Annotated in this window: 20 protein-coding genes; 13 read left to right on the top strand and 7 right to left on the bottom strand. The window is 70.5% G+C overall.

The annotated features are described in order from the left end of the window. The first annotated feature begins 288 nt into the window (after positions 1–288). The 5 genes from ACFYY7_RS31470 (at position 289) to ACFYY7_RS31450 (ending at position 4,608) form a co-directional block, all read left to right on the top strand. Positions 289–2,283 carry an ATP-binding protein gene (locus ACFYY7_RS31470; RefSeq protein WP_388667117.1) on the top strand — a complete coding sequence of 665 codons (1,995 nt, stop codon included), beginning with the start codon at positions 289–291 and terminating at the stop codon, positions 2,281–2,283. 7 nt (positions 2,284–2,290) lie between these two features. Then, the gene (locus ACFYY7_RS31465; RefSeq protein WP_388667114.1) at positions 2,291–2,725 is read left to right on the top strand and encodes a roadblock/LC7 domain-containing protein; all 435 of its coding nucleotides are present in this window, start codon (positions 2,291–2,293) and stop codon (positions 2,723–2,725) included. Between the two features lie 2 nt (positions 2,726–2,727). Next, on the top strand, positions 2,728–3,099 hold the full coding sequence (locus tag ACFYY7_RS31460; RefSeq protein WP_351259008.1) for a DUF742 domain-containing protein: 372 nt from the start codon (positions 2,728–2,730) through the stop codon (positions 3,097–3,099). Positions 3,100–3,430: 331 nt separating this feature from the next. Further along, positions 3,431–4,024 carry an ATP/GTP-binding protein gene (locus ACFYY7_RS31455; protein WP_388667193.1) on the top strand — a complete coding sequence of 198 codons (594 nt, stop codon included), beginning with the start codon at positions 3,431–3,433 and terminating at the stop codon, positions 4,022–4,024. Positions 4,025–4,044: 20 nt separating this feature from the next. Next, complete coding sequence (locus tag ACFYY7_RS31450) at positions 4,045–4,608, top strand: GAF domain-containing protein (protein WP_388667190.1); 564 nt, start codon at positions 4,045–4,047, stop codon at positions 4,606–4,608. Positions 4,609–4,620: 12 nt separating this feature from the next. On the opposite strand, the gene ACFYY7_RS31445 is transcribed toward ACFYY7_RS31450, so the two are convergent. The 5 genes from ACFYY7_RS31445 to ACFYY7_RS31425 all read right to left on the bottom strand — a co-directional run bounded on the left by ACFYY7_RS31445 (position 4,621) and on the right by ACFYY7_RS31425 (position 12,716). Further along, positions 4,621–6,531 (bottom strand): DUF2264 domain-containing protein, encoded by a 1,911-nt coding sequence (locus ACFYY7_RS31445; RefSeq protein ID WP_388667111.1) that lies wholly within the window; start codon positions 6,529–6,531, stop codon positions 4,621–4,623. 37 nt (positions 6,532–6,568) lie between these two features. Next, positions 6,569–8,995 carry a polysaccharide lyase 8 family protein gene (locus ACFYY7_RS31440; RefSeq protein ID WP_388667108.1) on the bottom strand — a complete coding sequence of 809 codons (2,427 nt, stop codon included), beginning with the start codon at positions 8,993–8,995 and terminating at the stop codon, positions 6,569–6,571. 23 nt (positions 8,996–9,018) lie between these two features. Then, positions 9,019–10,419 (bottom strand): M60 family metallopeptidase, encoded by a 1,401-nt coding sequence (locus ACFYY7_RS31435; RefSeq protein ID WP_388667106.1) that lies wholly within the window; start codon positions 10,417–10,419, stop codon positions 9,019–9,021. A 153-nt stretch (positions 10,420–10,572) separates the two neighbouring features. Continuing rightward, positions 10,573–11,667, bottom strand: a complete 1,095-nt coding sequence (locus ACFYY7_RS31430) for a LacI family DNA-binding transcriptional regulator (RefSeq protein ID WP_388667187.1) — start codon at positions 11,665–11,667, stop codon at positions 10,573–10,575. Between the two features lie 62 nt (positions 11,668–11,729). Continuing rightward, positions 11,730–12,716, bottom strand: coding sequence for a hydroxyacid dehydrogenase (locus ACFYY7_RS31425; protein WP_388667103.1), 987 nt, complete (start codon positions 12,714–12,716; stop codon positions 11,730–11,732). Positions 12,717–13,055: 339 nt separating this feature from the next. Here ACFYY7_RS31425 and ACFYY7_RS31420 point away from each other — a divergent pair, with 339 nt between their 5' ends. From ACFYY7_RS31420 to ACFYY7_RS31400, 5 genes are all read left to right on the top strand, one after another. Beyond that, positions 13,056–14,069: an ABC transporter permease gene (locus ACFYY7_RS31420; RefSeq protein ID WP_388667100.1), complete on the top strand. Its 1,014-nt coding sequence runs from the start codon at positions 13,056–13,058 to the stop codon at positions 14,067–14,069. An 82-nt stretch (positions 14,070–14,151) separates the two neighbouring features. Beyond that, the gene (locus ACFYY7_RS31415; RefSeq protein WP_266733441.1) at positions 14,152–15,012 is read left to right on the top strand and encodes a carbohydrate ABC transporter permease; all 861 of its coding nucleotides are present in this window, start codon (positions 14,152–14,154) and stop codon (positions 15,010–15,012) included. 72 nt (positions 15,013–15,084) lie between these two features. Next, a complete protein-coding gene (locus ACFYY7_RS31410) occupies positions 15,085–16,758 on the top strand; it encodes an extracellular solute-binding protein (RefSeq protein WP_388667097.1) in 1,674 nt (557 codons plus the stop codon). Next, the gene (locus tag ACFYY7_RS31405; RefSeq protein WP_388667094.1) at positions 16,755–18,221 is read left to right on the top strand and encodes a M1 family metallopeptidase; all 1,467 of its coding nucleotides are present in this window, start codon (positions 16,755–16,757) and stop codon (positions 18,219–18,221) included. The genes ACFYY7_RS31410 and ACFYY7_RS31405 overlap by 4 nt, the downstream gene beginning before the upstream one ends. Next, positions 18,218–20,434, top strand: coding sequence for a right-handed parallel beta-helix repeat-containing protein (locus ACFYY7_RS31400; RefSeq protein WP_388667092.1), 2,217 nt, complete (start codon positions 18,218–18,220; stop codon positions 20,432–20,434). The genes ACFYY7_RS31405 and ACFYY7_RS31400 overlap by 4 nt, the downstream gene beginning before the upstream one ends. 48 nt (positions 20,435–20,482) lie before the next feature. Here ACFYY7_RS31400 and ACFYY7_RS31395 read toward each other — a convergent pair whose 3' ends face one another. Then, positions 20,483–21,508, bottom strand: a complete 1,026-nt coding sequence (locus ACFYY7_RS31395) for a LacI family DNA-binding transcriptional regulator (RefSeq protein WP_388667090.1) — start codon at positions 21,506–21,508, stop codon at positions 20,483–20,485. Positions 21,509–21,755: 247 nt separating this feature from the next. Between ACFYY7_RS31395 and ACFYY7_RS31390 the strand changes: the two genes are divergently transcribed. From ACFYY7_RS31390 to ACFYY7_RS31380, 3 genes are read left to right on the top strand one after another with little or no spacing between them, the layout of a single operon-like run. Next, the gene (locus ACFYY7_RS31390; protein WP_388667088.1) at positions 21,756–22,619 is read left to right on the top strand and encodes an ABC transporter permease; all 864 of its coding nucleotides are present in this window, start codon (positions 21,756–21,758) and stop codon (positions 22,617–22,619) included. A gap of 38 nt (positions 22,620–22,657) precedes the next feature. Then, positions 22,658–23,677, top strand: a complete 1,020-nt coding sequence (locus tag ACFYY7_RS31385) for an ABC transporter substrate-binding protein (protein WP_388667085.1) — start codon at positions 22,658–22,660, stop codon at positions 23,675–23,677. Continuing rightward, positions 23,674–24,531 (top strand): ABC transporter ATP-binding protein, encoded by an 858-nt coding sequence (locus ACFYY7_RS31380; protein WP_388667082.1) that lies wholly within the window; start codon positions 23,674–23,676, stop codon positions 24,529–24,531. Before ACFYY7_RS31385 ends, ACFYY7_RS31380 begins: the two co-directional genes overlap by 4 nt. 67 nt (positions 24,532–24,598) lie before the next feature. Here ACFYY7_RS31380 and ACFYY7_RS31375 read toward each other — a convergent pair whose 3' ends face one another. Then, a complete protein-coding gene (locus tag ACFYY7_RS31375) occupies positions 24,599–25,450 on the bottom strand; it encodes a sugar phosphate isomerase/epimerase family protein (protein WP_388667078.1) in 852 nt (283 codons plus the stop codon). Positions 25,451–25,462 lie beyond the last annotated feature (12 nt).

Raw genomic sequence — 25,462 nt, 5'->3', positions numbered from 1 at the left:
TGCTCATGGGCTCATTCCGATCGGCCATTCGGGTGTCGGTCGACCAGGCGTCAATGCGGAGTAATCGGCCTTTTGTGCGAGCGGTCATACCAGAGCGGGACGGATGGCGGGCAAGTTCGACAACTGCCCGCCGCACTCGCTTGTTTGACGACTACCGTGTGTGGCCGGTGATCAACGGTGGGCTCATGACTTTCGAGCCTGCCCGACCGATGAACCGAGCCTGACCGACCACCGTAGGTGCCACCGCATGAACGCCGATTCCTGGTGCCCCACGTACCGAGGACACTGATGTCTCAACTTCGCGCACCCGAAGCGCGACCGGAACGCCGAGAGGGCGGACGGCACGGCCGACCGGGTGCCCGTTCCCACTCGGCCACGGGCAGGCCGCGCGCCGCCCAGCTGTCCCCCGAAGCGCGTATACGCCCCCAACTCCTGCGCACGGCGGTGCTGCCGACCGTCGTGGCGGTACTGAGCGGAGCCGCAGCGGTCATCTTCACCGCCCGCTCCACCGGAGCCCGTCTCTCCGGCGAACTCTGGATCGCGCTGGGCTCCGCCGGAACCCTGGCGCTCGCCGCGGTGCTGGCCGCGTACCTCGCCGCCAACCGCGTCGCCACCACCGTCTTCGGCCGCTGTCTGGCGCTCCGCCGTGCCAGCGCCCAGGGCCAGGCCGAACTGCAGCGGGTGCTGGAACAGCTCCGCAACGGCGAACCGGTGACTGCCCGCAAGCCCGCGCAGCCCTCCGCTCCGGGCAGCGACGGCTTCGAGCTGCTCGCCCAGGAACTCGGCCGCCAGCAGGAGGCCGCCGTGGCCGCGGTCGTCCAGGCGTCCCGGCTCTTCGACCACTCCGGCGAGGACCATAAGGTCGAGGTCTTCGTCAATCTCGCCCGTCGGCTGCAGTCGCTGGTGCACCGCGAGATCCAGCTGCTCGACGAGCTGGAGCACGAGGTCGAGGACCCCGACCTGCTCAAGGGCCTCTTCCACGTCGACCATCTCGCCACCCGCATCCGCAGGCACGCCGAGAACCTCGCCGTCCTCGGCGGTGCCGTCTCCCGGCGCCAGTGGAGCAACCCGGTCACCATGACCGAGGTCCTGCGCTCGGCGATCGCCGAGGTCGAGCAGTATCCACGGGTCAAGCTCGTGCCGCCGATCGCCGGCACCCTGCGCGGCCACGCCGTGGCGGACGTGATCCACCTGCTGGCCGAACTGGTGGAGAACGCGACCGTGTTCTCCGCCCCGCACACCCAAGTGCTGCTGCGCGCCCAGCAGGTCACCGCCGGACTGGCCCTGGAGGTGGAGGACCGGGGGCTCGGCATGCCGGGCAACGAGCAGAAGCGGATGAACGCCCTGCTCGCCGACCCCGACCAGGTCAATGTGGCCCATCTGCTCCAGGACGGCCGGATCGGGCTGTTCGTCGTCGCCTCGCTGGCCCGACGGCACGGCATCGCGGTCCGGCTGCAGAGCAACATCTACGGCGGCACACAGGCCGTACTCGTCCTCCCGCAGTCCCTTCTGGGCGCGAACGGGGATGTCCCGGCCGAGGGCGGCGCCGCCCCGGTCCCGCCCCCCGGCCCCGTACACCGTCCACCGGCCGAGGACGACAGGTCCGGCCACCACAGGCCGGCTCAGGCCTCGGGCCTGAACCCGAGCCCGACGCCGGGCGTGAGCCTGAACCCCGGTACGGGCACCGCACCGGGTCCGCAGGCGAACACCGTCCGCCAGCCCTACGTGCCCAGCCAGCCGCTGCGCCTGCACCAACCGTCCCAGCAGGCACAGGGCGACCATGGCCAGGGCGAGGCCCCGCCGCTTCCGCTGCGCGCCGAGCGCCTGGACCGTACCGCCCCGGACGGGTCCACCCCCGCGATCCCGACCACGGACGACACCCCCGATGCCCGCCACGCCGAGCCCGGAGTGGTGCGCGGCACCATGGGCCGGCCCCAACTGCCCAGGCGCGCCAACCAGGAGCACCTGGTCCCGCAGTTGAGGGAGGCACCGGCCCCGCGCAGCGAGGACGAACAGGCACTGCACGACCCGGGACTCATGGCGGCCTTCCGGCGGGGCATCCAACTGGCCGAGGCCCGCAGCGAATCCGAGGCCGACACCGCCCCGGAGCCGGAATCGGGCCCCGGGACGGCGGCCGACCCGCAGACCTGGCAGTCCCGGGCCCCGCTCGAACCGCTGCCGGTACGCGGAGTCACCGCGGCCGTCGCCCCGTACGCCTCGGGGCCTGCCCCGGACGCCGCCCCGGTCAACGACCCTCTCGAAACGAACACCTCCAAGGAGTAGATGCACCATGGCGACCGATATGCCGTCCGGTCCGGCCTCGGACCTCGACTGGCTGCTGAGCGGCCTGGTCCAGCGCGTCCCGTACACACGCAGCGCGGTCCTCCTCTCCGCCGACGGGCTGGTGAAATCCCTTCATGGCATGGACGCCGACAGCGCCGACCACATGGCGGCGCTGGCCGCCGGCCTGTACTCGCTCGGCCGCAGCGCGGGAGCGCGCTTCGGCGACAGCGGCGAGGTACGGCAGGTGGTGGTCGAGCTCGACTCGACCCTGCTGTTCGTCTCCACCGCCGGGTCCGGCACCTGCCTCGCCGTCCTCGCCGGACGCGAGGCGGACGCGGCGGTGCTCGGCTACGAGATGACCATGCTGGTCAAGAGCGTCCGGCCCTATCTGATGACCCCGGTCAGACAAGCGGCCGGGTCACCGGGCGCCATGGGGCTGTGAGGGTGTCGGTCCCGCAGGACGGGCCGTTGCTCGACGACGCGGCCGGCCGGCTGATTCGCCCGTACACCGTGAGCAACGGCCGGACCCGTCCCACGACCGTGCTCGACCTGCTCTCCCTGATCATGGCCACGGGGACCGAGCCGCAGATGCATCTCGGTCCCGAGCACTCCGTCGCGCTGGGGCTGTGCGGCGGCCCCACATCGGTGGCCGAGATCGCCGCCCATCTGCGGCTTCCCGCAGTCGTCACCAAGGTGCTCGTCTCCGACCTGGTCGACTGCGGGGCAGTGACCGCGCACCCACCCGCCTTCCATGACATGCCCACCGACCGATCTCTGCTGGAGGCAGTGCTCGATGGCTTACGACGACAGCTCTGAGGGCTTCGGCAGCTCTGCCGCGTACGAGAACAACGCAAGCCCCGAAGGCTTCGGAAGCCATGAAAGCCACGAAGGCCACGGAAGTCACAACGGCTACGGCCAGCCCGAGGGCTATGGCAGCCCGGAGAGCTACGGACACCCGGGGAACCACGGGGATGCGCGCAGCTACGGGGATGCGCAGAGTTACGGAGACACGCAGGGCTACGGAGACGCGCTGAACCACAGAGGCACGCAGAGCTACGGAGACGCGCTGAACCGCCGCGGCACGCAGGGCTACGCGGATGCTCCGGGCCACGATGCCGAGCCGGGCCCCGGTGACCCCGGCGGCCCCATGGTCTCAGAGGGGTTTCCCGTGGCGCTCAAGGTGCTGGTGGCGGGCGGGTTCGGGGTCGGCAAGACGACGTTCGTAGGCGCGGTCAGCGAAATCGCACCGCTCAGCACGGAAGAGCTGCTGACCCAGGTCAGCGCCGCCACCGACAGCCTCGAAGGCATCGAGTCCAAGACCGCGACCACCGTGGCGATGGACTTCGGCCGCATCACCCTCGACGAGCAGCATGTGCTCTACCTGTTCGGCACCCCCGGCCAGGAACGCTTCTGGTTCATGTGGGACGAACTCTCCCAGGGAGCGCTGGGAGCGGTCGTGATCGCGGACACCCGCAGGCTCGCGGAGTGCTTCGCCGCCGTCGACTTCTTCGAGCGGCGCGGCATCGGATTCATCGTCGCGGTGAACGAGTTCGACGGCGCCTACCGCTACGCGCCCGAGGAGATCCGGGCCGCACTCGACCTGGGCCCGGACGTACCGGTGGTGCTCTGCGACGCCCGGATCGCCAGCTCGGGCACCGGGGCCCTGGTCACACTGGTCCAGCACCTGATCAACGCCACCTCGGCCCCGGCCCCGTTGACCGGTTTCGGAGCCCACCCGTGATCCGGGACACCACCGGCCGCATGCTGCTCACGCCCGTCGACGGCGACGCCCTCGTCCGTACCCAGCGGCTGAGGACGCTCGGGCTCGGCGAGCGCCCCGACGCGTCGTTCGACAACTTCGACGCCTTCGCCGACCGGGTGGCCGAGGTGACCGAAGTGCCTTTCTCGATGGTCAACTTCATCGACGGCAACCGGCAGTTCTTCGCCGGGCTGCACACCCCCGGCGGCGCCCACAAGGGCTCCGACCTGGGCGCCACTGCCGCGCGCAGCAGCCGCAGCGGCCGGTACGTGGCGCTCGACCGCGGCTACTGCCCGCATGTCGTCGTACGGCGCAAGGCGCTCGTCCTGGAGGACGTCTGCGACTACCCGCGCTTCGCCGGCAATCCGGTGGTCGACGAGATAGGCATCCGTTCCTATCTGGGCGCACCCCTGATCGACCGCACGGGGGTCGCTCTGGGTGCCGTCTGCGCGGTCGACACCGTGCCCCGCCCGTGGGGCAGGGCGGGGCTCGACACGATCAAGTCCCTGGCCATGGAGCTCGTCTTCCACATCGACCAGCGGGAGGGCAACGGCAGCGGAATCTGACTCCGGCAGCGGTCAGACCTCGACCGTCGTACCGTCCAGGAAGGTCAGCACCACCGAGTCCGCACCCGCACGCACCCGCACCGCGTCGCGCAGCGCCTCCGGATGCACGGCGTCCCGGGACAGGGCGACCAGCGAGACATGGATGCTCCGCCCGCCCGGGTGCGGCCCGCTGCGGAGGTACGGAATCGCCGAGTGCGGCCCGTACGCGTTCGACTGGACATCACGTGCCACGGCCGCCCCTTCGATGCCGCCGTCCCAGCCGTGCAGCCCGATCAGGGCGCTGCTCAGACCGTCGGCCGTGCGGGCGAGGGCCCAGTCCGGACCCGACAGGGCGAACGGGCGCTCCGCATGGGCGACCGCGTGACCGCCCTCCCGTACCACCGCGCCCTCGGGCGCCTCGACCCGGTGCACCCGGAACTCCCACGGGCCGTGCAGCACACTCGTCGTCTCGATCCGGTATGGGTGATCGTCACCGGGCAGCCGGGCCGCGTACCAGGAGGCGGCGACGCGATCCTCGCAGCGCAACGGATGGATCCGGCGGCGCGGTGACGGGGTGCCGTCCGGTGCCAGCAGCGCCAGATGGCCGTCGATGGCGCGGGCCACGGCGTGCGGGGCGGCCTCGGGCGCCGTCGCCGTCGAGTACGCGAACCGGGCGTAGTGCGGATCTTCGGTGCCCTCGGACAGGTCGGCCGACTCGTCGTACGGCGGATTGTGGTCGCTGCCGTGGTTGATCAGCCGGACGATGCCGTCGTCACGGGTGCCGTGCAGCAGCCAGCCGGTGGCGGGCAGTGCGGTGTATTGGTCGGACTCCTCGACGGGCAGCGGGAGTTCGCGCGCCGTCCACACGGCGTGGTCGGCCGGCAGCAGCAGCCCGAGGAAGCCCTTGCTCGCCCAGTACGGTGAGGCGGGGCCGGAGTACGGCTGGGTGCTCGGCAGGAACGTGTCGTACCAGCCGAGCGTCAGCAGCCCCCGCTCGTCCGGCACACCGCGCTCCGCGAAGTGCCGCATCGTGCCCGAGGCGAGCCGGCGGGTGAGCCCCGGCGCCAGCGGGGTGCAGTCGGCCAGCGCCCCCATCCACACCGGCGCCAGCGCCGCGAACCGGTAGGTCAGCGAACGGCCCTGGTGGACCGGCGCGCCGTCGGATCCGAAGAAGTGCTGATAGTCCTCCAGGAACCGGCTCAGCCGCTGCCGGTAGACCTCCGTCCTGCCACCGTCCTCGGCACCTGCCATTCGCGACCACAGCAGCGGGTACAGATGCATCGCCCAGCCGATGTAGTAGTCGAAGTTCCGGCCGTCCCCGTCGGTGTACCAGCCGTCACCGACGTACCAGTCCTCGATCCTGTCCAGGTTCGACTCGATGTCGGAGCGGCTGTACGGTGCGCCGACCGAGGCGAGGAACTGCTCGGACACCACCTGGAAGAGCCGCCAGTTGTTGTCCCAGGTCCGTCCGCCGACGAACCCGGAGAACCAGTCGACGACCCGCTCCTGCACCCGGGCATCGAGCCGGTCCCAGATCCACGGCCGGGTCTCGTGCAGCGCCACCGCGACCGACGCCGCCTCCACCATCTGCTGCGAACAGTCCGTCAGCCTCGGCCACGCCTCCCCGCTCCCGGGGTCCGTGCCCGCGGCCAGGCCCGCCGTGTACCGCTCGATCAGTGCGGGGTCCACCGCCCCGCCCGCGCCCGCGATCCGGCAGGCGGCGAGCAGGAACGACCGGGCGAACCCTTCGAGACCGTCCGAGACGACCCCCGACCAGCTGCCGCGGCCGGGCAGCCGGTACTGGGCGAAGCCGGGGGTCGCGTACGGCACCAGCGCATCCAGCATCCGGTCGGCGGTCGCCTCCCAGTGCGCCCGGGTCCAGCCGGTTCGTGACGACAGGAGCCGGTCGGGCGGCGGCAGTTGCAGATGCGGTGCGACGGACATGGTGGTGCTGCTCCTCGGGGGTGATGCTCGGGATGGGTTACTGGACGAGTTCGGCTCGGTGGGTGTGGCCGCGTGAGCCGCCGACGGTGACGGTGAGCACGGGCCTGCGGCCCGGGACGAGAGTCACCGAACCATCGGCCCGTGCCACCGACCGCACGGGGAAGGGGAGTTCGACCGTGAGCGTGGTGAGCGTCCGGCCCGGGTCGGCGACCGCGACCCGGACCTGTCCGCCCTGGCGCCGCACCAGCACCGACGCCGGGCCCGACGCGGTGATCCCGGCGGCCGTTCCGGCGCCCCAGAAGTTCACCGCGGTCAGCCCGGCCCGGCGCACCTCCACGGCCTGCGCGGTGGTGTCGTTGGCGACGATCCGGACCGGCCGGGACCGCGACCACACCGCGGTCGCCGCGGCCGACGCACCCGGCAGCAGCACATAGGCGTAGTGGGCATCGGTGGGGGAAGTGCCGTGGTCCGTCCAGAGCGTCAGGTAGCGGCGGGTGACGGGGTCGGTGCTGCCGCCCGTGTCCGCACCCGTGTCGATGGCCCGCCAGGTGCCGGTGCGTTCCTCACGCAGGGCACGCAGGGCGGTTCCCTCCGGGAACACATAGCCGCCAACCGAGTCGACATGCGCCCACCGGGCCCGGCCGAACTCGCCGCTCCAGCCCTGCTCGACGGGGAGGCGGATGCCGTCGACCAGCAGCCGGTGGCGTCCGTCCGTACCCAGGTTGCGGTTCTCGACGATCGTCTCGACCGGCCGGCCGTCGCTCGCCGTGATGCCCGCGCCGAGCGCGATCACCGCGTTGTCGAGCAGGAACCAGGACTTCCTGGACCGCAGGGTGGTGCCCTGGGCGCCGATCACCTCCATGGCGGCGGCCCCGTACCGGTCGTCCAGCACGGCACCGCCCGCGACGGTGTTGGCCGGACGGTAGGTGGACGTACCCGCGCCGGTTCCGAGGTCGGTCCGCGGCCGGGTGTCGACCGTGGTGCCGGGGAGGCGGTACGGATCGACGGTGGGCCAGAAGCCGTCGTTGAACTGCCCGAGGTCGTCGCCGTCGTACAGATACGTCATGCCGTCGCCGGTGTACCAGCCGTGCAGGTTCTCGCCGTTGCCCGCCTCGTACGCCGAGATCCGCTTCGACGACAGCGAGAGAGCGCAGGCCCAGCCGGGGCGGCGGTGCACGACGCGGTCCATGTCCGCGAAGACGTGGCTGCCCGTGGAGCGCCGTCCGGCCGGCACGGCTTCGTCGTTCAGGACGGCCTTGGCCAGGGCGAGTTGCGGGATGGTCGCGAGCCCCTCGAAGGGGGTGGTGCGGTTGCGGGTCAGCCAGCCCTTGACCAGTGACCGCCAGCGCGTCGCGTAATCGGCGGGCGCGCCGGACGCCAGCAGCAGGATCGCCGCCAGGGCCGTCGCACCGTCGCGGTGGTCACCGGCACGCTCCCGGGAGATCGCCCGGCCGCGCACCGAATCCATCATCAGCCCGTCGAAGACCACCGGGGCGAAGGTCCGCTCCACGGCGTCGTACATCACCGACACCTTCGGGTCGGCCACCGCCCACTCGGAGCCCGCCAGCAGAGCGAGCAGATACGCCGTGCCGCCCAGCAGCACGACGCCGTACGAACCGGTGTAGGCCACCACGTCGTGCTGGACGAACGAGCCGTCCTCGTAGAAGCCGTCACCCGAACTCGTGTACTGGAAAAGGCTGTTGCGGCCCGAGTCGCGTACGTCGGAGAGCGCGTCGCGGGCCGAGACGAGCTTGGCGGGGTCCTGCCCCAGGAGCCCGCGCAGCGCGACGATGACCGCCTTGTCGGTGCGGTTCGCCCCGGTCTCGGAGAGCGTGGGGGAGTTGGTACGGCGGTCTGCGTCCGGGCAGAACCGGTCGACGACCGCCAGATAGTCCGCCAGGTCGGCTGCCGGAAGCCGGTCGCGCAGGATGACGGAGCAGTCCATCAGCGCACGCGGGGCGCCGATCTCCCAGAACCACCAGTTGCCGGTCTCGCGCCTGGCCGCGTTGTACGCGGTGTCGTGGGTGAAGCGCAGCGCGGCGACGAGGGCGTCCGCCACCTGCGTGGACCCGGCGAGGGAGGTGCCCCCGGTGGCCCAGGCGGTCGCGACGGTGCGCAGCCGGGTGTAGCTCTGGCCGAAGTTGCCCGGGTCGGTGATTGGTGCGAGGTCCGGCCAGAGCGCGGTGCGGCCGGCGCTGCGGTCGAGGGTGTCCCACAGCTTTGCGGCCGTGGTGTCCAGGGCCGCGACGGCGGTGGCGAAGTCGGGGTCGGCCGGGTCGAATCCGCCGCCGGTGAGCAGGGATTCGGCCCGCTGGAGCAGTGTGTCGAAGCCGGCGGTGGGTGCGGCTGTGGCTCCGCCGGATGCTTCCGCGACGGGCGAGGCGTGTGCCGCGCCGGCCGGGGTCATGAGGGCGACGGCGGTGGCACTGCTCGCCGCGAGCAGAGTGCGTCTGCTCAGGTTCACGGTGAACTCCCTTGTCACAGCGGTCAGTCGGCCATCGTGGACGGGTCGACGGGCGGCTTCGGAAGGTTCAGTGCGGCCAGCTCGGCCCGGCCCGTGGCGTCGATCGGGAACGCCCAGGTGTTCACGAAGAAGTCCGTGAGGTCGTAGCCAGCGACACGGCTGGAGTAGATGGCGAGAGCCCGGTAGCGCTTGTCGTTCTCGGTGTAGTCGGACTGCGGGTTCTCCTCGCGGACCAGCTTGTGCATCCGGGGCCAGAAGTCGTCGCCGAACGCCAGCTCCAGCTGACGCAGCGGGACGAGCTTCTCGTACGCGCCGAAGGACTTCTCGTACGTCAGCCCGGCCGTGCCGAACTTCAGCCGCGCCGACTCGAAGTAGGTGAGACCCGTCTTCGGGTCGACGGTGAGGAGGTTGGACGGCTGCTTCAGGGTGCGCTGCGCGGCCAGCGAGTAGATGTTGACCGTGACCTCGGTCAGACCGCCGGGCTTGTACGCCATCTGCTGGTGGAGGTGGCCGAGTTCGTGGTAGAGCCCCCAGCCCCGGGTCCGCAGCCCCTCCACGGTCGTGGCCCGGTCCAGGTAGGCGCGAGGGAAGCCGTTGTAGCCATGGGTGGCGTAGGCGCCGACACCGCTGGGCACCTTGCTGACCTCGGTGAAGTGGTACGGCCCGGCCTTGCGCCGGTGCACCGGCTTCGAGCCGTCCAGACCGCTGATCCGGGCGTGGGAGTCGATGATCGTCTCGACCAGCCCGAGCAGTGCGGCGTGGTCCTCGCCGCGGTACAGCAGCGCGCCCTCGCGAGTGAGCGTCATGATGGTGTTCGGCGCGTGCAGTTCGACGTACGGCGAGGTGGTGAGCGTGTCCAGCTGTTGCTGGTAGTCGGCCTCGGAGGTGCGGCCCAGGGTGAAGACGGGCATGGGGACGGCACCGGAGCGGAACAGCACACCGGCCTGCTCGCCGCGGCCCGTCAGGGTGAGGTAGACCGGCCCGCCGTGCGGGTCCGTGACGGTGTTGGCCCCCGCGGTCAGCGGATAGCTGCGCGGCTCGGTGATCTCGCCGTAGTAGTCCCAGGCGCCGATCCAGAGGGTGGGCAGCAGATCGTCGTGCGGCTGGACGGTGAGGGAGAGCGGGGTGCCGGCCGGGACGTGCAGGCCGGTGGGCTGGAACTCCGAGCCGCGCAGGGCCTGTCCGAGCCGCAGCCGCTCGGCCTCGGCGGCGGGCCGGGCCGTCAGGGTCAGCTTGACCGGTCGGCCGGCCGCGCGCTCCGTGGCGGTGCCGGACGTGGCGGCCCGAGCCGTTCCGGTCGCGGCGCCGAGTGCGAGGGCCGCCCCGGCCGCGGCGGCCGCGGCGAGAACGGAACGCCGGCCGACGGGGGAGGAGGCGGCGGAAGAAGTGGTGGCGGAGCCGGCGGGGTCTGTGGGCATGCGCATGCGGAACTCCCTGCGGAAACGAGTGAGGGCGGAAGCGTGCGGAACGGTGCTGCTCGGCGCCAGCATGTAAGCGGTTGCTATGGGGAGGCAAGGGGTGACAAGAAGTTACTGTTATTTTCTATGGCCAACTGCGGACAGGCGGGAAGTAACCGGTCACATCCCGGCGGAACGGCCAGGCCTCGGCGCGACGGAATCGCGTACCACGATGTGGGTGCCGAGCCGCAGCGCGCCCGTGGTGGGTTCGCGCCAGTCGTCCTCGTCTCCGCCGCTCACGGCCAGCCGTACGGCCTGGCGTCCCATCTCCTCCAGGGGGATGTGGACGGTGGTCAGCCGCGGCCGTAGCTCCTGGGCCACCGGAATGTCGTCGTACCCCACCAGTGACACGTCCTGCGGCACCCGGATCCCGGCCTCCTCCAGGGCCTGGGCCGCGCCCGCCGCCACCATGTCGTTGGCCGCGAAGACGGCGGTGAAGTCCGGCCCGTCCCGCAGCACTTCGGCCATCTTCCGGTAGCCGAAGTTGCGGCTGAAGGCGCCGGGCCGGACCAGGTCGGGGTCCGGTTCGATGCCGCGCAGTCGCAGCGCCCGCTGGTATCCGGTCAGTCGGTCGCGGGTGGTGGAGAGCTTGGGCGGGCCGGCGAGGTAGAGGATCCGTTCGTGGCCCTGCATCAGCAGATGGTCGGTGATGGCGAAGGCGCCGCCCTCGTTGTCGTACTCGACCGCGACGGTCGGGGCCTCCTCGTCCAGCGGCGGCCTGCCGCACAGCACCAGCTTCGATCCGCCCGCGTCCAGCTCGCGTGCCCTGCGGGCCAGTTCGCTGGTGTAGCCGCGGTCCGCGATGGAGCCGCCGACCACGACCACCGCGTCCGCCCGGCGCTCGTGCATCAGATCGATGAAGGCCAGCTCCCGCTGCGGGTCGCCCTGGGTGCAGCAGACCAGACAGAGCCGTCCGCCGAGCGCGGCCTCCCGCTCCACACCGCGCGCGATGTAAGCGTAGAAGGGGTCGATGACCTCGTTGACGATGATCCCGACGGTGCGGTTGGAGACGCCGGCCAGGGCTCGGGCATGGGCATTGACGACATAGCCCAGCTCGCGCATCGCGGACTCGACCCGCTCCCGGGTCGCCTCGGCGACCGGGTAGTTGCGGTTCAGTACGCGGGAGACGGTGGCCGTCGAGACGCCTGCGCGCCGTGCGACGTCGGTGACCGTCGCCCGCCGTTGTCCGTCCCCGGCCGTGCTCTGCCGGCGCATCCGGCTCACCCCCTGGTGGCTGTTGTGTGACGACGAGCCTAGAGCCTGTGCGGGGGAGGGGCTCACGCGATCCTCCCCAGATCGGCCCGTTGCACAGGGTGGTCGAACGGTGTGCCGTGCGCGTACCGGACCAGTTCGTCGACCGCGAGGGCTCCCAGTCGGCCGACCTCGTTGCCCTGGGCGCCGGCCAGGTGCGGGGTGAGGAAGACGTTCGGCAGGTCCCACAGGGGGTGGCCGTCCGGCAGCGGCTCGGGCGAAGTCACGTCGAGGACCGCGTCCAGCCGCCCGCTGACCAGGTGCCCGGTCAGTGCCTCGGTGTCCACCAGCGGGCCGCGCGAGGTGTTGACGAGCAGGGTGCCGGGGCGCATCAGGCCGATCCTGCGGGCGTCGATGATCCCGCGGGTCTCCGGGGTGTCGGGGGCGTGGACGGTCACCACGTCGCTGGTCGCCACCAGGGTGTCGAGGTCGGTGGGGGTGACGCCGAGCAGTTCCGCCTCGGCCGCACTGACATAGGGGTCGTGGAGCAGCACCTCCACGTCGAGGACCCGCAGGAGTTCGATGACCCGCCGGCCGATCCGGGAGGCCCCGACGACGCCGATGGTCAGCCCGTGCGTGCCTAGCCAGTGCTGGCGGTCGAGATCGGCGCCGGTGCGGTGGGTGCGCCGGGTGCGGAAGAGCCCGGCCAGCGGGAAGACGCGCTTGGCGCCCATGATGATCGCCGCCAGGGTGTACTCGGCGACGGGTACGGCGTTGGCGGCGGCGGCCGACGAGACGACGATCCCGCGATCGAACGCAACCGGGGACAGAAAAGTTTTCACCGTGCCGGCCGCATGGATCACGGCTCGCAGCGCGGGCGCCCGGTCCAGCAGCGCGGCATCGACGGGCGGGCAGCCCCAGCCGGTGAGCAGGACCTCCGCGCCACGAAGTGCCGCCGAGGCCTCCGGGGAGTCGAACTCGCTGATCACGGACGGATTGAGCAGCTCGGCGGTCTCCTCCAGACAGGCCCGCACCGGTGGCGGAAAGACGTCGTCCAGCAGTCCGGGGCTCATGACCAGGAGCGTGCGCGGCCGTCGCGGGGACGGTGTCGCGGCATCGCTACCGGAATGCGCCGGTGCCTCTTCGGTGGTTCGCACCCTGCCTCCGGACAGTAATCGCGTTCTATGGATTGACCGGCACGCTAAGGAGCGTGGTGGCCGACCGTCAAGCTCCCGCTCGCTTCAACTGTCCAAATAGGGAGCATATTTGTGGGTTAGTGGTGCTGGATTCGGCCGCCGGGACATCGCGGCTCAACGACATTTGCCTGGATCTCTTGACGCTTGGGTTAACCGCTTACTAACTTGCGGCCCCAGAAGGCCCACCACGCGCCACCCAGCCGAACAGGACGCACCATGGCTGAAACAGCACCCCCGTTGCCGCGGGAAAAGCGGCGGCAGAAGGCTGAAACACCCTCCCCGCCCGCTGCCGGGGCCGTTGTCGCACAGCGCCGGCTGAGCCTCTGGCAGCGGATCAAGCGGGACCGGGTGATGCTGCTGCTCACCCTGCCCGGCCTGCTGTACTTCATCGTCTTCCACTACGTACCGCTGCTCGGCTATGTCGTGGCGTTCCAGGACTACCAGCCGTACCTCGGCTACATGCACAGCGTCTGGGTGGGGTTCGCCAACTTCTCCGCGGCGTTCAGCGAGCCGGCCTTCTGGTCCGCGACGTTCAACACCCTGGAGATCGCCCTCGTCCAGCTGGTGTTCTTCTTCCCGATCCCGATCGCCCTGGCGCTGCTGCTCAACAGCATCGCCAGCGACCGGATCAGGCGCTTCGTGCAGAGCGTCGTCTACCTGCCGCACTTCATCGGCTGGGTCATCATCGTCTCGATCTTCCAGCAGATCCTGGGCGGTGCCGGGCTCCTGCCCGACGTCCTGGGCGGAATGGGGCTGCCGCGCTACGACATGATGAGCGACCCCGACGCCTTCCCCTGGCTGCTGACCCTCCAGGTGGCCTGGAAGGACGCCGGCTGGGGCACGATCATCATCCTCGCCGCGCTGCTGAACATCGACAAGCAGCAGTACGAGGCCGCCGCCATCGACGGCGCCGGACCGCGCCGCCGCCTGTGGCACGTGACCCTGCCGGGCATCGCCCCCGTACTCATCCTGCTGCTGATCCTCAACCTCGGGCAGATCCTCTCCGTCGGCTTCGAGCAGATCCTGCTCCAGCGCGACGCGGTCGGCCCGGACGCCGGTGAGGTCCTCGACACCTACGTCTACTACCACGGCATCAAGGACAACGACTGGGGCGTAGCCGCCGCCGTCGGACTCGTCAAGGCGGTCATCGGCACCGCACTCGTCCTGGGCGCGAACAAGTTCGCCCACCGACTCGGCCACGAAGGGGTGTACCGCGGTGCTGACCGCTGAGAAGACGCGCGCCACAACGGAATCCACCGCACCGGCGCCCCGCCCCGCACCCGCCGGGAAGTCCGACGGCCGGCCCCCGTGGATGGAACGGCCGACCCGCATCGGCCAGACAGCCAAGGCGATAGCCATCGTCGTGGTCGTCCTCGCCGTCGCCTACCCGCTGGTCGGCGTCATCGGCACGAGCTTCGCCTCGCAGACCGACATCATCAAGAGCTCCGGCCTCGTCCTGTGGCCGGACCACCCCACCCTGGACGCCTACCGCACCATCTTCACCGGCGGAGTCGTCACCCGCGCGCTGATCGTCTCCGTCGGCATCACGGTCCTCGGCACCCTCGCCAGCCTCCTGGTCACCGTCGGCATGGCGTACGGGCTCTCCCGCCGCGACGTCACCGGCTCCCGCTTCATCCTGATGACGGCCCTGTTCACGATGCTCTTCAACGCGGGCATCATCCCGAACTTCCTGCTGGTCAAGGGGCTCGGCCTGTACGACACCTATGCGGCGCTCGTCATGCCCACCCTGGTCAGTGCGTTCAACCTGGTCGTCCTGCGCTCCTTCTTCATGAACCTGCCCGAGGAGCTGTACGACGCGGCGAAGGTCGACGGCGCGGGCGACTTCCGAGTGCTGGTGCGGATCGTCCTGCCGCTGTCCAAGGCCGTCCTCGCCGTGATCAGCCTCTTCTACGCGGTGACGTACTGGAACGCCTTCTTCAACGCGCTCCTGTACCTCAACGACTCCGACAAATGGCCGCTGCCGATGGTGCTGCGCACCTATGTGCTCCAGGGCCAGAGCCTGAACGCCGCCTCCGCCGGCGAGGTGCTCGCCCCGCAGCAGGCCGTGCAGATGGCGGTCCTGGTGATCGCCGTCGTACCGATCCTCTGCGTCTACCCGTTCCTCCAGCGCTACTTCACCAAGGGCGTGCTCACCGGCGCCGTCAAGGGCTGAGAGGCCACCCGACGGTTCTGAGCGCAACCGCCGCCCCCCACTCCTTCCTTCCCCTCTCTCAAGGAGATTCAGGTGTCGAGCTCCACCCCCATCAACCGCAGAGCGCTGTTCCGCATGGGTGCGGGCGTCGGTCTGGGACTGGCCGCCGCCCCGCTGCTCGCCGCCTGCGGCGACGGCGGCACGACCGCGAAGGCCGAGGCCAAGAGCGCCTCGCTGCTGCCCAACACCGCGGTCCGCAACATCGGTCTCAACCCCGACCTGGCGGGCACCGCGGCCGGCGTTCCACAGGGCTACTTCAGCTACCCGGCCAAGCCGCTGCGCGCCACGAAGGGCACCCCGCTCAAGGGGGCGAAGCCGATCAGCGCGACGATGGAGACCTTCTCCCCGCCGCCGCCCTCGCGCGGCAGCAACGCCGCCTGGCAGGAGATCGAGAAGCTCCTCGGCGGCCAGGTGAACATCACTGCCGTCCCCGCCGACGACTACGGCACCAAGTTCTCCACCATGGTCGCCAGCGACAGCCTGCCCGACATCTTCATGTACCCCGAGACCGGTGGCGTCGACAACAAGGCTGCCTTCCTCCAGGCCAAGTGCGCCGACCTGACCCCGTACCTGGCCGGGGACAAGGTCAAGGACTACCCGAACCTGGCGGCGATCCCGAAGGCCGCCTGGCAGGCCGCGATCTTCGGCGGGAAGCTCTACGGCATCCCGATCGCCAGGACCGGCACCGGTGGTGCGGGCTTCTACCGCCACGATCTGTTCGAGGAGGTCGGTGTCACCAGCCTCGACCAGATCACCGACCTGGACCGGCTCGTCGAGGTCTGCAAGGAACTGACCCGGCCCAAGAAGGACCAGTACGCCATCATCGCGGGCGCGACCAGCATGCTCGCCATGTCGGCGGGTGCGCCCGGTGGCTGGCGGCTGGACGAGAAGACCGGCAAGTTCACCCTGGACCTGGAGACCCCGGAGTACCGCAAGGCGGTGGAGACCGCCCGGCTGCTGTACAAGGCCGGCTGCTACTACCCGGGCACCCTCCAGATGTCCGGGGCGCAGAAGGCCCAGTACACGGACATGTTCAAGAACGGCAAGGGCGCCTACGTCCTCGACGGTATGCCCAGCTACCTGGCGCCCGGAGTCGGTTACGTCGCCGCCATGAAGGCGATCGACAAGAAGTACGACCCGCGCCCGTTCGTGCCGGTGGGCAAGGACGCCGTCGCCTGGATGGACAACGTCAAGCTGGAGAACACCCACGTCAAGAAGGCGTCCGGGGACCGCGTCAAGGAGATCCTGGCCCTCGCCGACTTCGCCGCGTCCCCGTTCGGCAGCCAGGAGTACACGCTCATCAACTACGGCGTGGAGGGCAAGGACTTCACCCGCGACGCCAAGGGCAACCCGGCGCTCACCAAGCAGGGCACCCAGGACGTCACCGTGCCCTGGAAGTTCATGGCCTCCGCCGTCCCGGCCATCTTCAGCGCCGACTCGGAGCAGGGCGTCCGGCACGTCCATGACGCCTTCACCAAGATGATCCCGATGATGGTGCCGGACCCGGTGCTCCAGTACTCCTCGCCCACCTGGGACTCCAAGGGCACCGGCAGCCTCAACACGCTGAAGGGCGACGGGCTGAAGGACATCATCTCCGGCCGCAAGCCCATGTCCGCCTACGACCAGCTCGTCAAGGACTACCTGGCCAAGGGCGGCGAGCAGGCCCGCGGCGAGTTCGAGGAAGCCTTCCAGAAGGGGAAGAAGTGACGACGCGACGCTCGGCCCTGAAGCTCGGCGGTGCGGCGGTCGCCGCAGCCGTCGCCGTACCCGCACTCGGTTCGACCGCCCTCGCACAGCCGCACGGCTTCGACCCGAAGCCCGGCTCCGACGGCGTCGGCGACCCGCTCTTCCCGACCCTCGGCAACGGGGGGTACCAGGTCGTCCACTACGACCTGACCTTCGACTTCACCCCGGTCACCTACGACTTCACCGCCGTGGTGCGGATCAACGCCAAGGCCACCCAGGACCTCTCCGCGTTCAACCTGGACACCGACGGCCACACCATCGACTCCGTCACCGTCGCCGGCCGCCCCGCGACCTGGGCGCTCGCGCCCGGCAAGAGCGGACAGGAACTCACCGTCACGCCCGACCGACCGCTCCACAACGGCCAGGCGTTCACCGCCGAGATCCGCTACCGGGGCAACGGCAAGGCGCCCCGACTCGGCCTGACCGGCTGGAAGTTCGGCACGGACGGCGGCTTCGCCTCCGCCGCCCAGTCCTCCCGTGCCGACACCTTCCTGCCCTGCAACGACACCCCGTCCGACAAGGCGACGTGGACCTTCCACATCAGCGCCCCGCAGGGCTACGTCGCCGCCGCCAACGGCGAGCTCCTCCACAAGACCCCGCGCAGCGACGGCTCCACCGTCTGGCACTTCGCCCTGCGCGAGCGCATGGCGACCGAACTCATCGGCATCGCCGTCGTCAAGGGCACCTACCTCTACGGCACCAGCCACCGCGGACTCCCGCTGCGCCACATCGTCCCCCAGGGCCAGGAGGACAAGTACGGGCCGATCGTCGCCCGTACCGCGGACCATCTGGCCTGGCTGGAGGCCAAGTTCGGCCGCTACCCGTTCTCCGTCTACGGCGTGCACATCTACGACGGCTACACCGACGCCCTGGAGAACCAGACCCTCTCCCTGTTCTCCACCAACTGGTTCAAGCTCAACGCCAACGGCCGGCCCGGCTACGAGACCACCATGGTCCACGAACTGGTCCACCAGTGGTTCGGTGACTCCGTCACCCCCAACGACTGGCAGCAGGCCTGGCTCAACGAGGGCCCCGCCGTGTACTACGCCGGTCTGTACGGCGAGGAGCGCGGCTGGTCGGTCTTCGAGGACAAGATGAAGGCGACGTACGAGAAGCTCGACGCGGTCCGCGCCGCCGACGGCCCGCCCGGACTGCCCAAGGCGCTCGGCGGCACCAACATCTACGACGGCGGAGCCCTCGTCCTGTACGCCCTCAGCCTCCGGATCGGTCAGCGGAAGTTCGACCGGGTCATGCGCGAGTGGGTGAAGCGCTTCAAGGACTCCACGTACACCAGCGAGGCCTTCATCCGGCACACCGTCGACGTCACCGGCGACAAGTCCCTCGACCCGTTCCTGCGCGACTGGCTCTTCGGAGCCGTGAACCCGCCCATGCCCGGCCACCCCGACTGGAAGGCCACCGCGTGAACCGCCACTCCCTGAACGTCGTACGAGGAACCGCCGCTGCCGCCTCCGCCGCCTTCCTGGCCGCACTGCTCGTCGCCCCCACCGCCCAGGCGGCGCCCGGTGCCCGCACCCTGTACGCGGCCCCGGACGGACACGGCACATCCTGCACGGTCGCCCGCCCCTGCACCCCCGAGGGCGCCCGCGACCTGGCCCGAACCGAGACCGGCCACGACGTCCGCGTACTCCTGAAGAACGGCACGTACCAGCTCGACCAGCCTCTGAGGCTCGGCGCCGCCGACTCCGGGAAGGACGGCCACACCGTCACCTGGAGCGCGGCGCCCGGCGCCCGCCCCGTCCTCTCCGGCGGACAGGACATCACCGGCTGGCAGCAGAACACCGACGGCACCTGGACCGCCGAGGTCCCGTCCGGCGTCACCCCGCGCCAGCTCTTCGTCGACGGCAGGCGCGCCACCCGCGCCCGCGGCGAGGCCTGCGCGGCGAGCACCTGCGACGCCACGAAGACCGGCATGACCGGCGCGGTCGCCACGGGCATCGCCGACTGGCAGCGCCCCACCGACGCCGAAGCCGTCATCCGGGTCCGCTGGCGCAACTACCACTGCCGGATCACGGCCGTGAACGGCGATGTCATGACCTTCGCCCAGCCCTGCTGGACCAACTCGGCGAGCGGCACGAACCGCACCGGCCCCGCCTGGGACTCCACCACGGTCGACTCCACCCGCTACAGCGGCGTCGCCTTCTTCGAGAACGCCCCCGAACTCCTAGACCAGCCGGGCGAGTTCGTCTGGAACTCGAAGGACCGCACCGTCACCTACCTGCCGCGCAAGGGCGAGAACATGCGCCACGTGCGGGCCGTCACCCCGCACACCGAACAGCTGCTCGTCGTCGACGGCGCCCATGACATCACCGTCAGCGGGATCGGCTTCGCGTACGCGGCCTACCGGCAGCCCGGGACCGACGAGGGCTACGCGGGCATGCAGGCCGGTCTCACCCTGACCGGAGCCACCGGCCCCGTCGACCACGCCGGCCGCTTCTACACCAAGCCGTCCGCCGCGGTGACCGTCCGCGGCGGACAGCGCGTCAGCATCGACAACGCCCGGTTCAGCCGGCTCGGCGGGGCGGGCGCGATCCTCGAAGCGGGCACCAAGGAAAGCTCCGTGACCCGCTCGTCCTTCACCGATCTGTCCTCCGGCGCCGTCTACGTGGGCGACACCGAGCCCATGCCGTCGGCGGCGCTCGCGGGGGAGCGGAACACCGTCGCGTACAACACCATCACCCGCTCCGGCGTCGAGTACACCGACTCGGTGGGCATCTGGGCCGGGTACGAGGCCGGGCTGACCGTCGACCACAACAGCCTGGACCACCTCCCGTACTCCGGGATCTCGGTCGGCTGGGGCTGGAACCAGCCCGAGTCGCAGAAGTCCGTCCTGCGTGACAACAAGGTGACGGACAACCGGATCACCCACGTCATGGAGGTCGCTCAGGCGCAGCACGACGGCGGGGCGATCTACACCCAGGGCTCGCAGCCGGGCACGGTCGTCTCCGGCAACTACATCAACCGCTCCGCCTTCGGGAACACCGAGCGCGACGGCAACGGCATCTACCTCGACGAACAGTCCTCGCACATCCTCGTCGAGAAGAACGTCATCACCCGCATCGGCTACAAGTGGGTGTCGAACTGGGCGGACTACGGAATCCAGAACACCGCCCGCGGCAACTGGACCGACACCGCCGCACCCACCCTCGGCGGCACCGGCTCGGTCATGACGGACAACCTCACCGGCCTGGACCGGCTGCCGGCCGAGGCGCTGGCCGTCGCGGGCCGGGCGGGCGCCCACGGCGGTCCGGTCGAGCAGCTGCGCACCGACCTGGCCCGCACCGGCACCGCCACCCAGTCCTCCACCGAGGGCACGGCGGGCGCGGCACTCGCCCTGGACGGCGACACCAACACGGACACCCGCACACTGTCCGAGGCGGGCGCCTGGTGGCAGGTCGACCTGGGCGGCGAGCGGCACATCCGCCAGATCGAGATCTGGAACAACTCCTCGTCCACGACCGCCGACTTCGACGTGGTCACGGACGACGGAACGATCCACGTCAGCGGGAAGGCACTGCGCCCGACCGTCCTGGACCTGGACAGCCGCACCCGCACGGTGAAGATCGTGACGTCCGGCACCGGACGTGTGGCACTGTCCCAGGTGCTCGTCCACCCGTAGGGCCCGTACGCCCCCGATCCACCGGGCGGTCCCCGGGGACGCCGCCGGTCACACCCCGACCGGCGGCGTCGCCGTGCTCGCCCGCACCACCACCTCGCCCGCCACCCGCACCACCCGGGCCCGCTGCCCGGCCGTCCGCTCCCGCAGGGCCAGCGCGATCACGTCCTCGCCCATCGCGGTCAGCGGCAGCGCCACCGTGGTGAGCGCCGGTGAAAGCTCCCGCACCAGCGGAATGTCGTCGAACCCCGCCAGCGAGACGTCCTGCGGCACCCGGAGTCCCGCCTCCTTCAGCGCGGCGAGCGCACCCACCGCCATCACATCGGTGACCGCGAACACACAGGTCGGCCGCGGCCCGTCGCAGGCCAGCAGCCGACGGGCCGCCGCATACCCGCCGTCGCGGGTGAACGCGTCCTCCACGATCCGGCCGAGACCGATGCCCGCCTCCGCGAGCCCCTCCCGGAATCCCGCGAGCCGGTCGGAGACGGTGGTCAGCGCGGGCGGACCGGTGAGCACCGCGAACGAGCGATGCCCGAGCCCCGCCAGCGTGCGGGCCAGCGCCGCCGCCCCCGCCCGGTTCTCCGGCCGCACGGTGTCCACCCGCAGACCGCGGTGCCGGCTCACCACGGCCACCCGCCCGCCGAGGCGGACGTACGGCGCCAGCTCGGCGTCCAGGGCCCGCTCCCACGCCCGGTCCTGGATGCCGGAGCCGATGAGCAGGATCGCCCGTGCGCGCTGGGCCCGGAGCATCGACACATAGGCGATCTCCCGGGCCGGTTCCCGGAAGGTGGAGGCCAGCATCACCAACAGGTCCCGCTCGGCCGCGGCCCGCATCACACCGCTCGACACGGCGGCGAAGTAGGGATCGCTGACATCATGGCAGATCACGCCCACCGTACGGTTGTTGGCGGAACCGGCGAGCGCCTGGGCATGGGCGTTGGGGATGTACCCGAGCCTTCCGGCCGCCACTTGTACCCGATCGCGCAGATCCTCCCGCACCCGTGCCGTGCCGTTGAGCGCACGCGAGGCGGTGGCGGGGGAGACGCCGGCCTCCCGGGCCACGGCGTCGAGCGTCACATGCCCGGTCGGGGGGCGGCCGTCGTGCGGCCCCGGGCGGCGCGATGCTCCGTGTTCGTTCAACTCGACCCCCAAGGGCGCGGTGGTGGGAGGCCCCCGAAACTTGCCGACGACCTATTGACCGTGCGTGCAGGCAGTCATTAGCGTGGCGAAAACCCTATCAGAAAGCGCTTTCTGAAAGCGCCTTCTCGTCACCGCAGGATCGCACAGCTCTCCACAACTGCCCCCGAAGTGCAGGGAGTTCACAGTGAGCCAGAGCGCGTTGACCAAAAGTCCACCCGAGACGACGGGAGTTGTCCGGCGGGCCGGACCCTCGGTGGGGGAGCGGTTCGCGCGGGCGGCCGAGCAGAGCTGGCGCCCCGTAGCCCTGCTGCTCGCCTGTTTCGCCGTGTGGTGGGTGATCTCGGCGGCTGAGCTGGTGAAGCCCTATCTCGTGCCTTCTCCCGGCGCGACCCTCGACGTCCTGACCGGCAAGGCCGACTACCTCTGGCAGCACACCTGGGTGACCACGTACGAGACACTCCTCGGATTCCTGATTGCCGTGGCAGTCGGCGTCCTGGCCGCGGTGGTCATGGTGTACTCCTCGACCGTCGAGCGCACCCTCTACCCCGTTCTGCTGTTCGCCCAGGTCGTGCCGAAGATCGCGATCGCCCCGCTGTTCGTCGTCTGGCTCGGCTTCGGGATCGGACCGAAGATCCTCATCGCCGTGCTCATCGCCTTTTTCCCCGTGGTGATCTCCATGGTCACCGGTCTCAAGGCGGTCGACCCGGAGATGCTCCAGCTGTCGGCGACGATGGGTGCCAGGCCCTGGCAGACCTTCCTCAAGATCCGCTTCCCGGCCTCGCTCCCGCACCTGTTCTCCGGCCTCAAGGTCGCGGTCACCCTGGCTGTCACCGGCGCGGTCGTCGGTGAGTTCGTCGGCGCCAACGAGGGCCTGGGCTACGTGATCCTCCAGGCCAACGGCAACCTCGACACCCCGATGCTCTTCGCGGGACTGCTCGTGATGTCCCTCATCGGGGTCGTCCTCTTCGTAGCCGTGGAGATCGCCGAAACGCTGCTGCTCCCGTGGCACGCCAGCCGCCGGGACACCTCCGCCACCACCACGTACTGACTCCGCCGTACCGACTTCGTCGCGAGAAGGGCCAGCCCATGCATGCGCGCAGACTCCTGATCGGTGTCGTCCCCCTCGTCCTGGCGGCCACGGCCTGCGGTGGCAACGACGCGTCCACCACAACCAGCGAATCGGGCAAGAAGCTGGACAAGGTCACGCTGACCCTCAACTGGTACCCGTACGGCGAACACGCGCCGTTCTACTACGGCAAGCAGCAGAAGATCTTCGAGAAGCACGGCATCGATCTGAACATCCGGGCGGGCCAGGGCTCGCAGAAGACGGTGCAGGCCACCGCCGCGGGGCAGACCGACTTCGGCTGGGCCGACACACCCGCGCTGCTCGCCGGTGTGGACCAGGGCGTCCAGGTGAAGAGCCTCGGGGTCTTCCTCCAGACCACCCCGGCATCGGTGCAGTCCTTCGACGCCGAAGGGATCAGCTCCCCGGCCGGCCTCAAGGGGAAGACCATCGCAGGGACCGCCGGTGACGCGCTCTCCAAGACCTTCCCGATCTTCCTGAAGAAGAACGGGCTCGGCGAGTCCGACGTCCGGGTCCAGAACACCGACCCGGCGGGCAAGATCGCCGCGGTCATCTCCGGAAAGACCGACGGACTGCTCGGCTATGCCAGCGACCAGGGCCCCACCATGCAGGACAAGGCCGGGAAACAGGTCTCCTATCTGCGGTTCTCCGAGAACGGGCTGAACTTCTACTCCAACGGGCTGCTCGCCGGCCAGAAGATCCTCGCGTCCAGGTCCGAACTCGCCGGGCGCATGGCAAAGGCCGTCAGCGAGTCCTGGGCTGCCGCCGCGAAGGCCCCCGGGCCCGCGGTCGCGGCGATGGACGGGGCCTCGGAGCAACTGCCGCCGAAGACGGTCCTGGCCGAACAGTTCGCAACGACGCTCACCCTGCTGCACACCCCGTCGACCGAGGGGAAGGCACCCGGGGTGAACAACGAGGCGGACTGGCAGCAGACCATCGATGTCTTCGCCGAGGCGGGCATGGTGAGCAAGCCGAAGGCCGTCGCGGAGTACTGGGACGAGAAGACGGCGCTGAAGGGATGACGATGCCCGAGCAGTACGCGACGAAAGCCGGAGCACCACCGGCCCCCGACGCCGCGACGAAAGTCGGAGCACCGGCCCACGCCGCCGCGGCGGTCGCCCTGTCCGACGTGGCGGTCCGGTTCCGCAGCAGGAAGCGTGACGTCACCGCATTGCGCGGAGTGTCGCTGGACGTGGCGCCCGGCGAGTTCGTGGCCATCGTCGGGCCGTCCGGGTGCGGCAAGTCGACCCTGCTCAAGCTGGTCGCCGGACTGCTGAAGCCGTCCTCGGGCGAGGTCCGGCTCGGTGGCGAACAGGTCCACGGCGTGCGGCACGACATCGGTTACGTGTTCCAGCGCGCCGCCCTCCTGGAGTGGCGCTCGGCGCGCCGGAACATCCTGCTCCAGGCCGAGATCCGGAAGATGCCCCCGGCGCAGGCGCGCGACCGGGTTGACGAGCTGATCCGGATGACGGGCCTGGGCGGGTTCGAGGACGCGTATCCGCACGAGCTGTCCGGCGGAATGCAGCAGCGGGTGGCACTGTGCCGGGCGCTGCTGCACGAACCCCCGGTGCTCCTGATGGACGAGCCGTTCGGCGCCCTCGACGCGCTCACCCGAGAGCAGCTGAACATGGAGCTGAACCGCATCTGGCGGGAGACCCGCACCACGGTCCTGCTGGTCACGCACTCCATCTCGGAGGCCGTCTACCTGGCCGACCGGGTGGTCGTGATGAGCCCGCGCCCCGGCACGGTCTCGGAGATCGTCGAGGTGGGGCTGGGCGCGGAACGGGAGTACGGCGAAACGCTGGGCCGCCCGGAGTTCCGCGACGCGGCGGCCCACGTCCGCGACCTGCTGGGGGCGGCCTCCGCACACGACTGACGCACCGCGTGACGCCCACGGTCCCGTACGGTGCGCGGGGCCGGGGGCGTCACGTGTTCCCGACCGCTCAGTACCGCAGCCGGGACAGATACGTGTAGCTCGCGAGCGCCGAAGCGAACGGATCAGCCGGTGCGTCGTGCTCCACCAGCCACTGCTTCACCCCGCCCCGCCGGGCCGTGTCGAACATCGCCGGGAAGTCCAGCACCCCCGAACCGACATCCGCGAAGTCCCCGTTCGGCGCCATGTCCTTCACATGCAGGGCGGGGAAGCGGTGCGGATTCCGCACGAAGAGCTCACCCGGCGCCGAGGCGCCACCCTTGGCCGCCCAGTACAGATCCAGCTCGAATCCCACCAGCTCCGGGTCGGTCTCGGCGAGCAGGATGTCGTACAGACCGACGCCGTCGACCACCTGATGGTCCGTGCCGTGATTGTGGTAGAGCAGCTTCAGCCCGGACTCGCGCGCGGCGAGTCCTGCCCGGTTGAACTCCCTGGCCACTTCCCGGTATCCGGCCGGGCTGTGCAGCGAACCGGGCAGGCTGGGCACGACGATCCACTTGCCGCCCAGCGTGTGGATGTCCTCCAGCGCCTGCGGAAGACCGGCCCCCTTCACGATGTCGTAACCGACGTGTTCGAGGACGGCCCGCAGCCCGGTGCCGTCGAGCATCCGCCGGATGTCTGCCGCGCTGTGCCCGTGCCGGCCGCTCACCCCGACCGTGGCGTAGCCGATCGAGGCCAGCCGCTCCAGGGTGCCCCCGAAATCCGTGGCCAGTGTTGTGCGCATGGTGTAGAGATGCATGCCGATCCCGGACGGCGGGATGCGCCGACGACGGGACCCGGCGGAGGCGGGGGTGGTGCCGAGCCCGGCGGCTGCGGCGGCACCCACCGCCGTGCCCAGGAAGGAGCGTCGCGTGCGGTACATGCGGGGTCTCCC

It is taken from the genome of Streptomyces sp. NPDC001933, from assembly GCF_042890955.1.
GTDB lineage: Bacteria > Actinomycetota > Actinomycetes > Streptomycetales > Streptomycetaceae > Streptomyces.
Note: the sequence above shows the minus strand (reverse complement) of the source record. Positions and strands in the feature narration are given on the sequence as shown.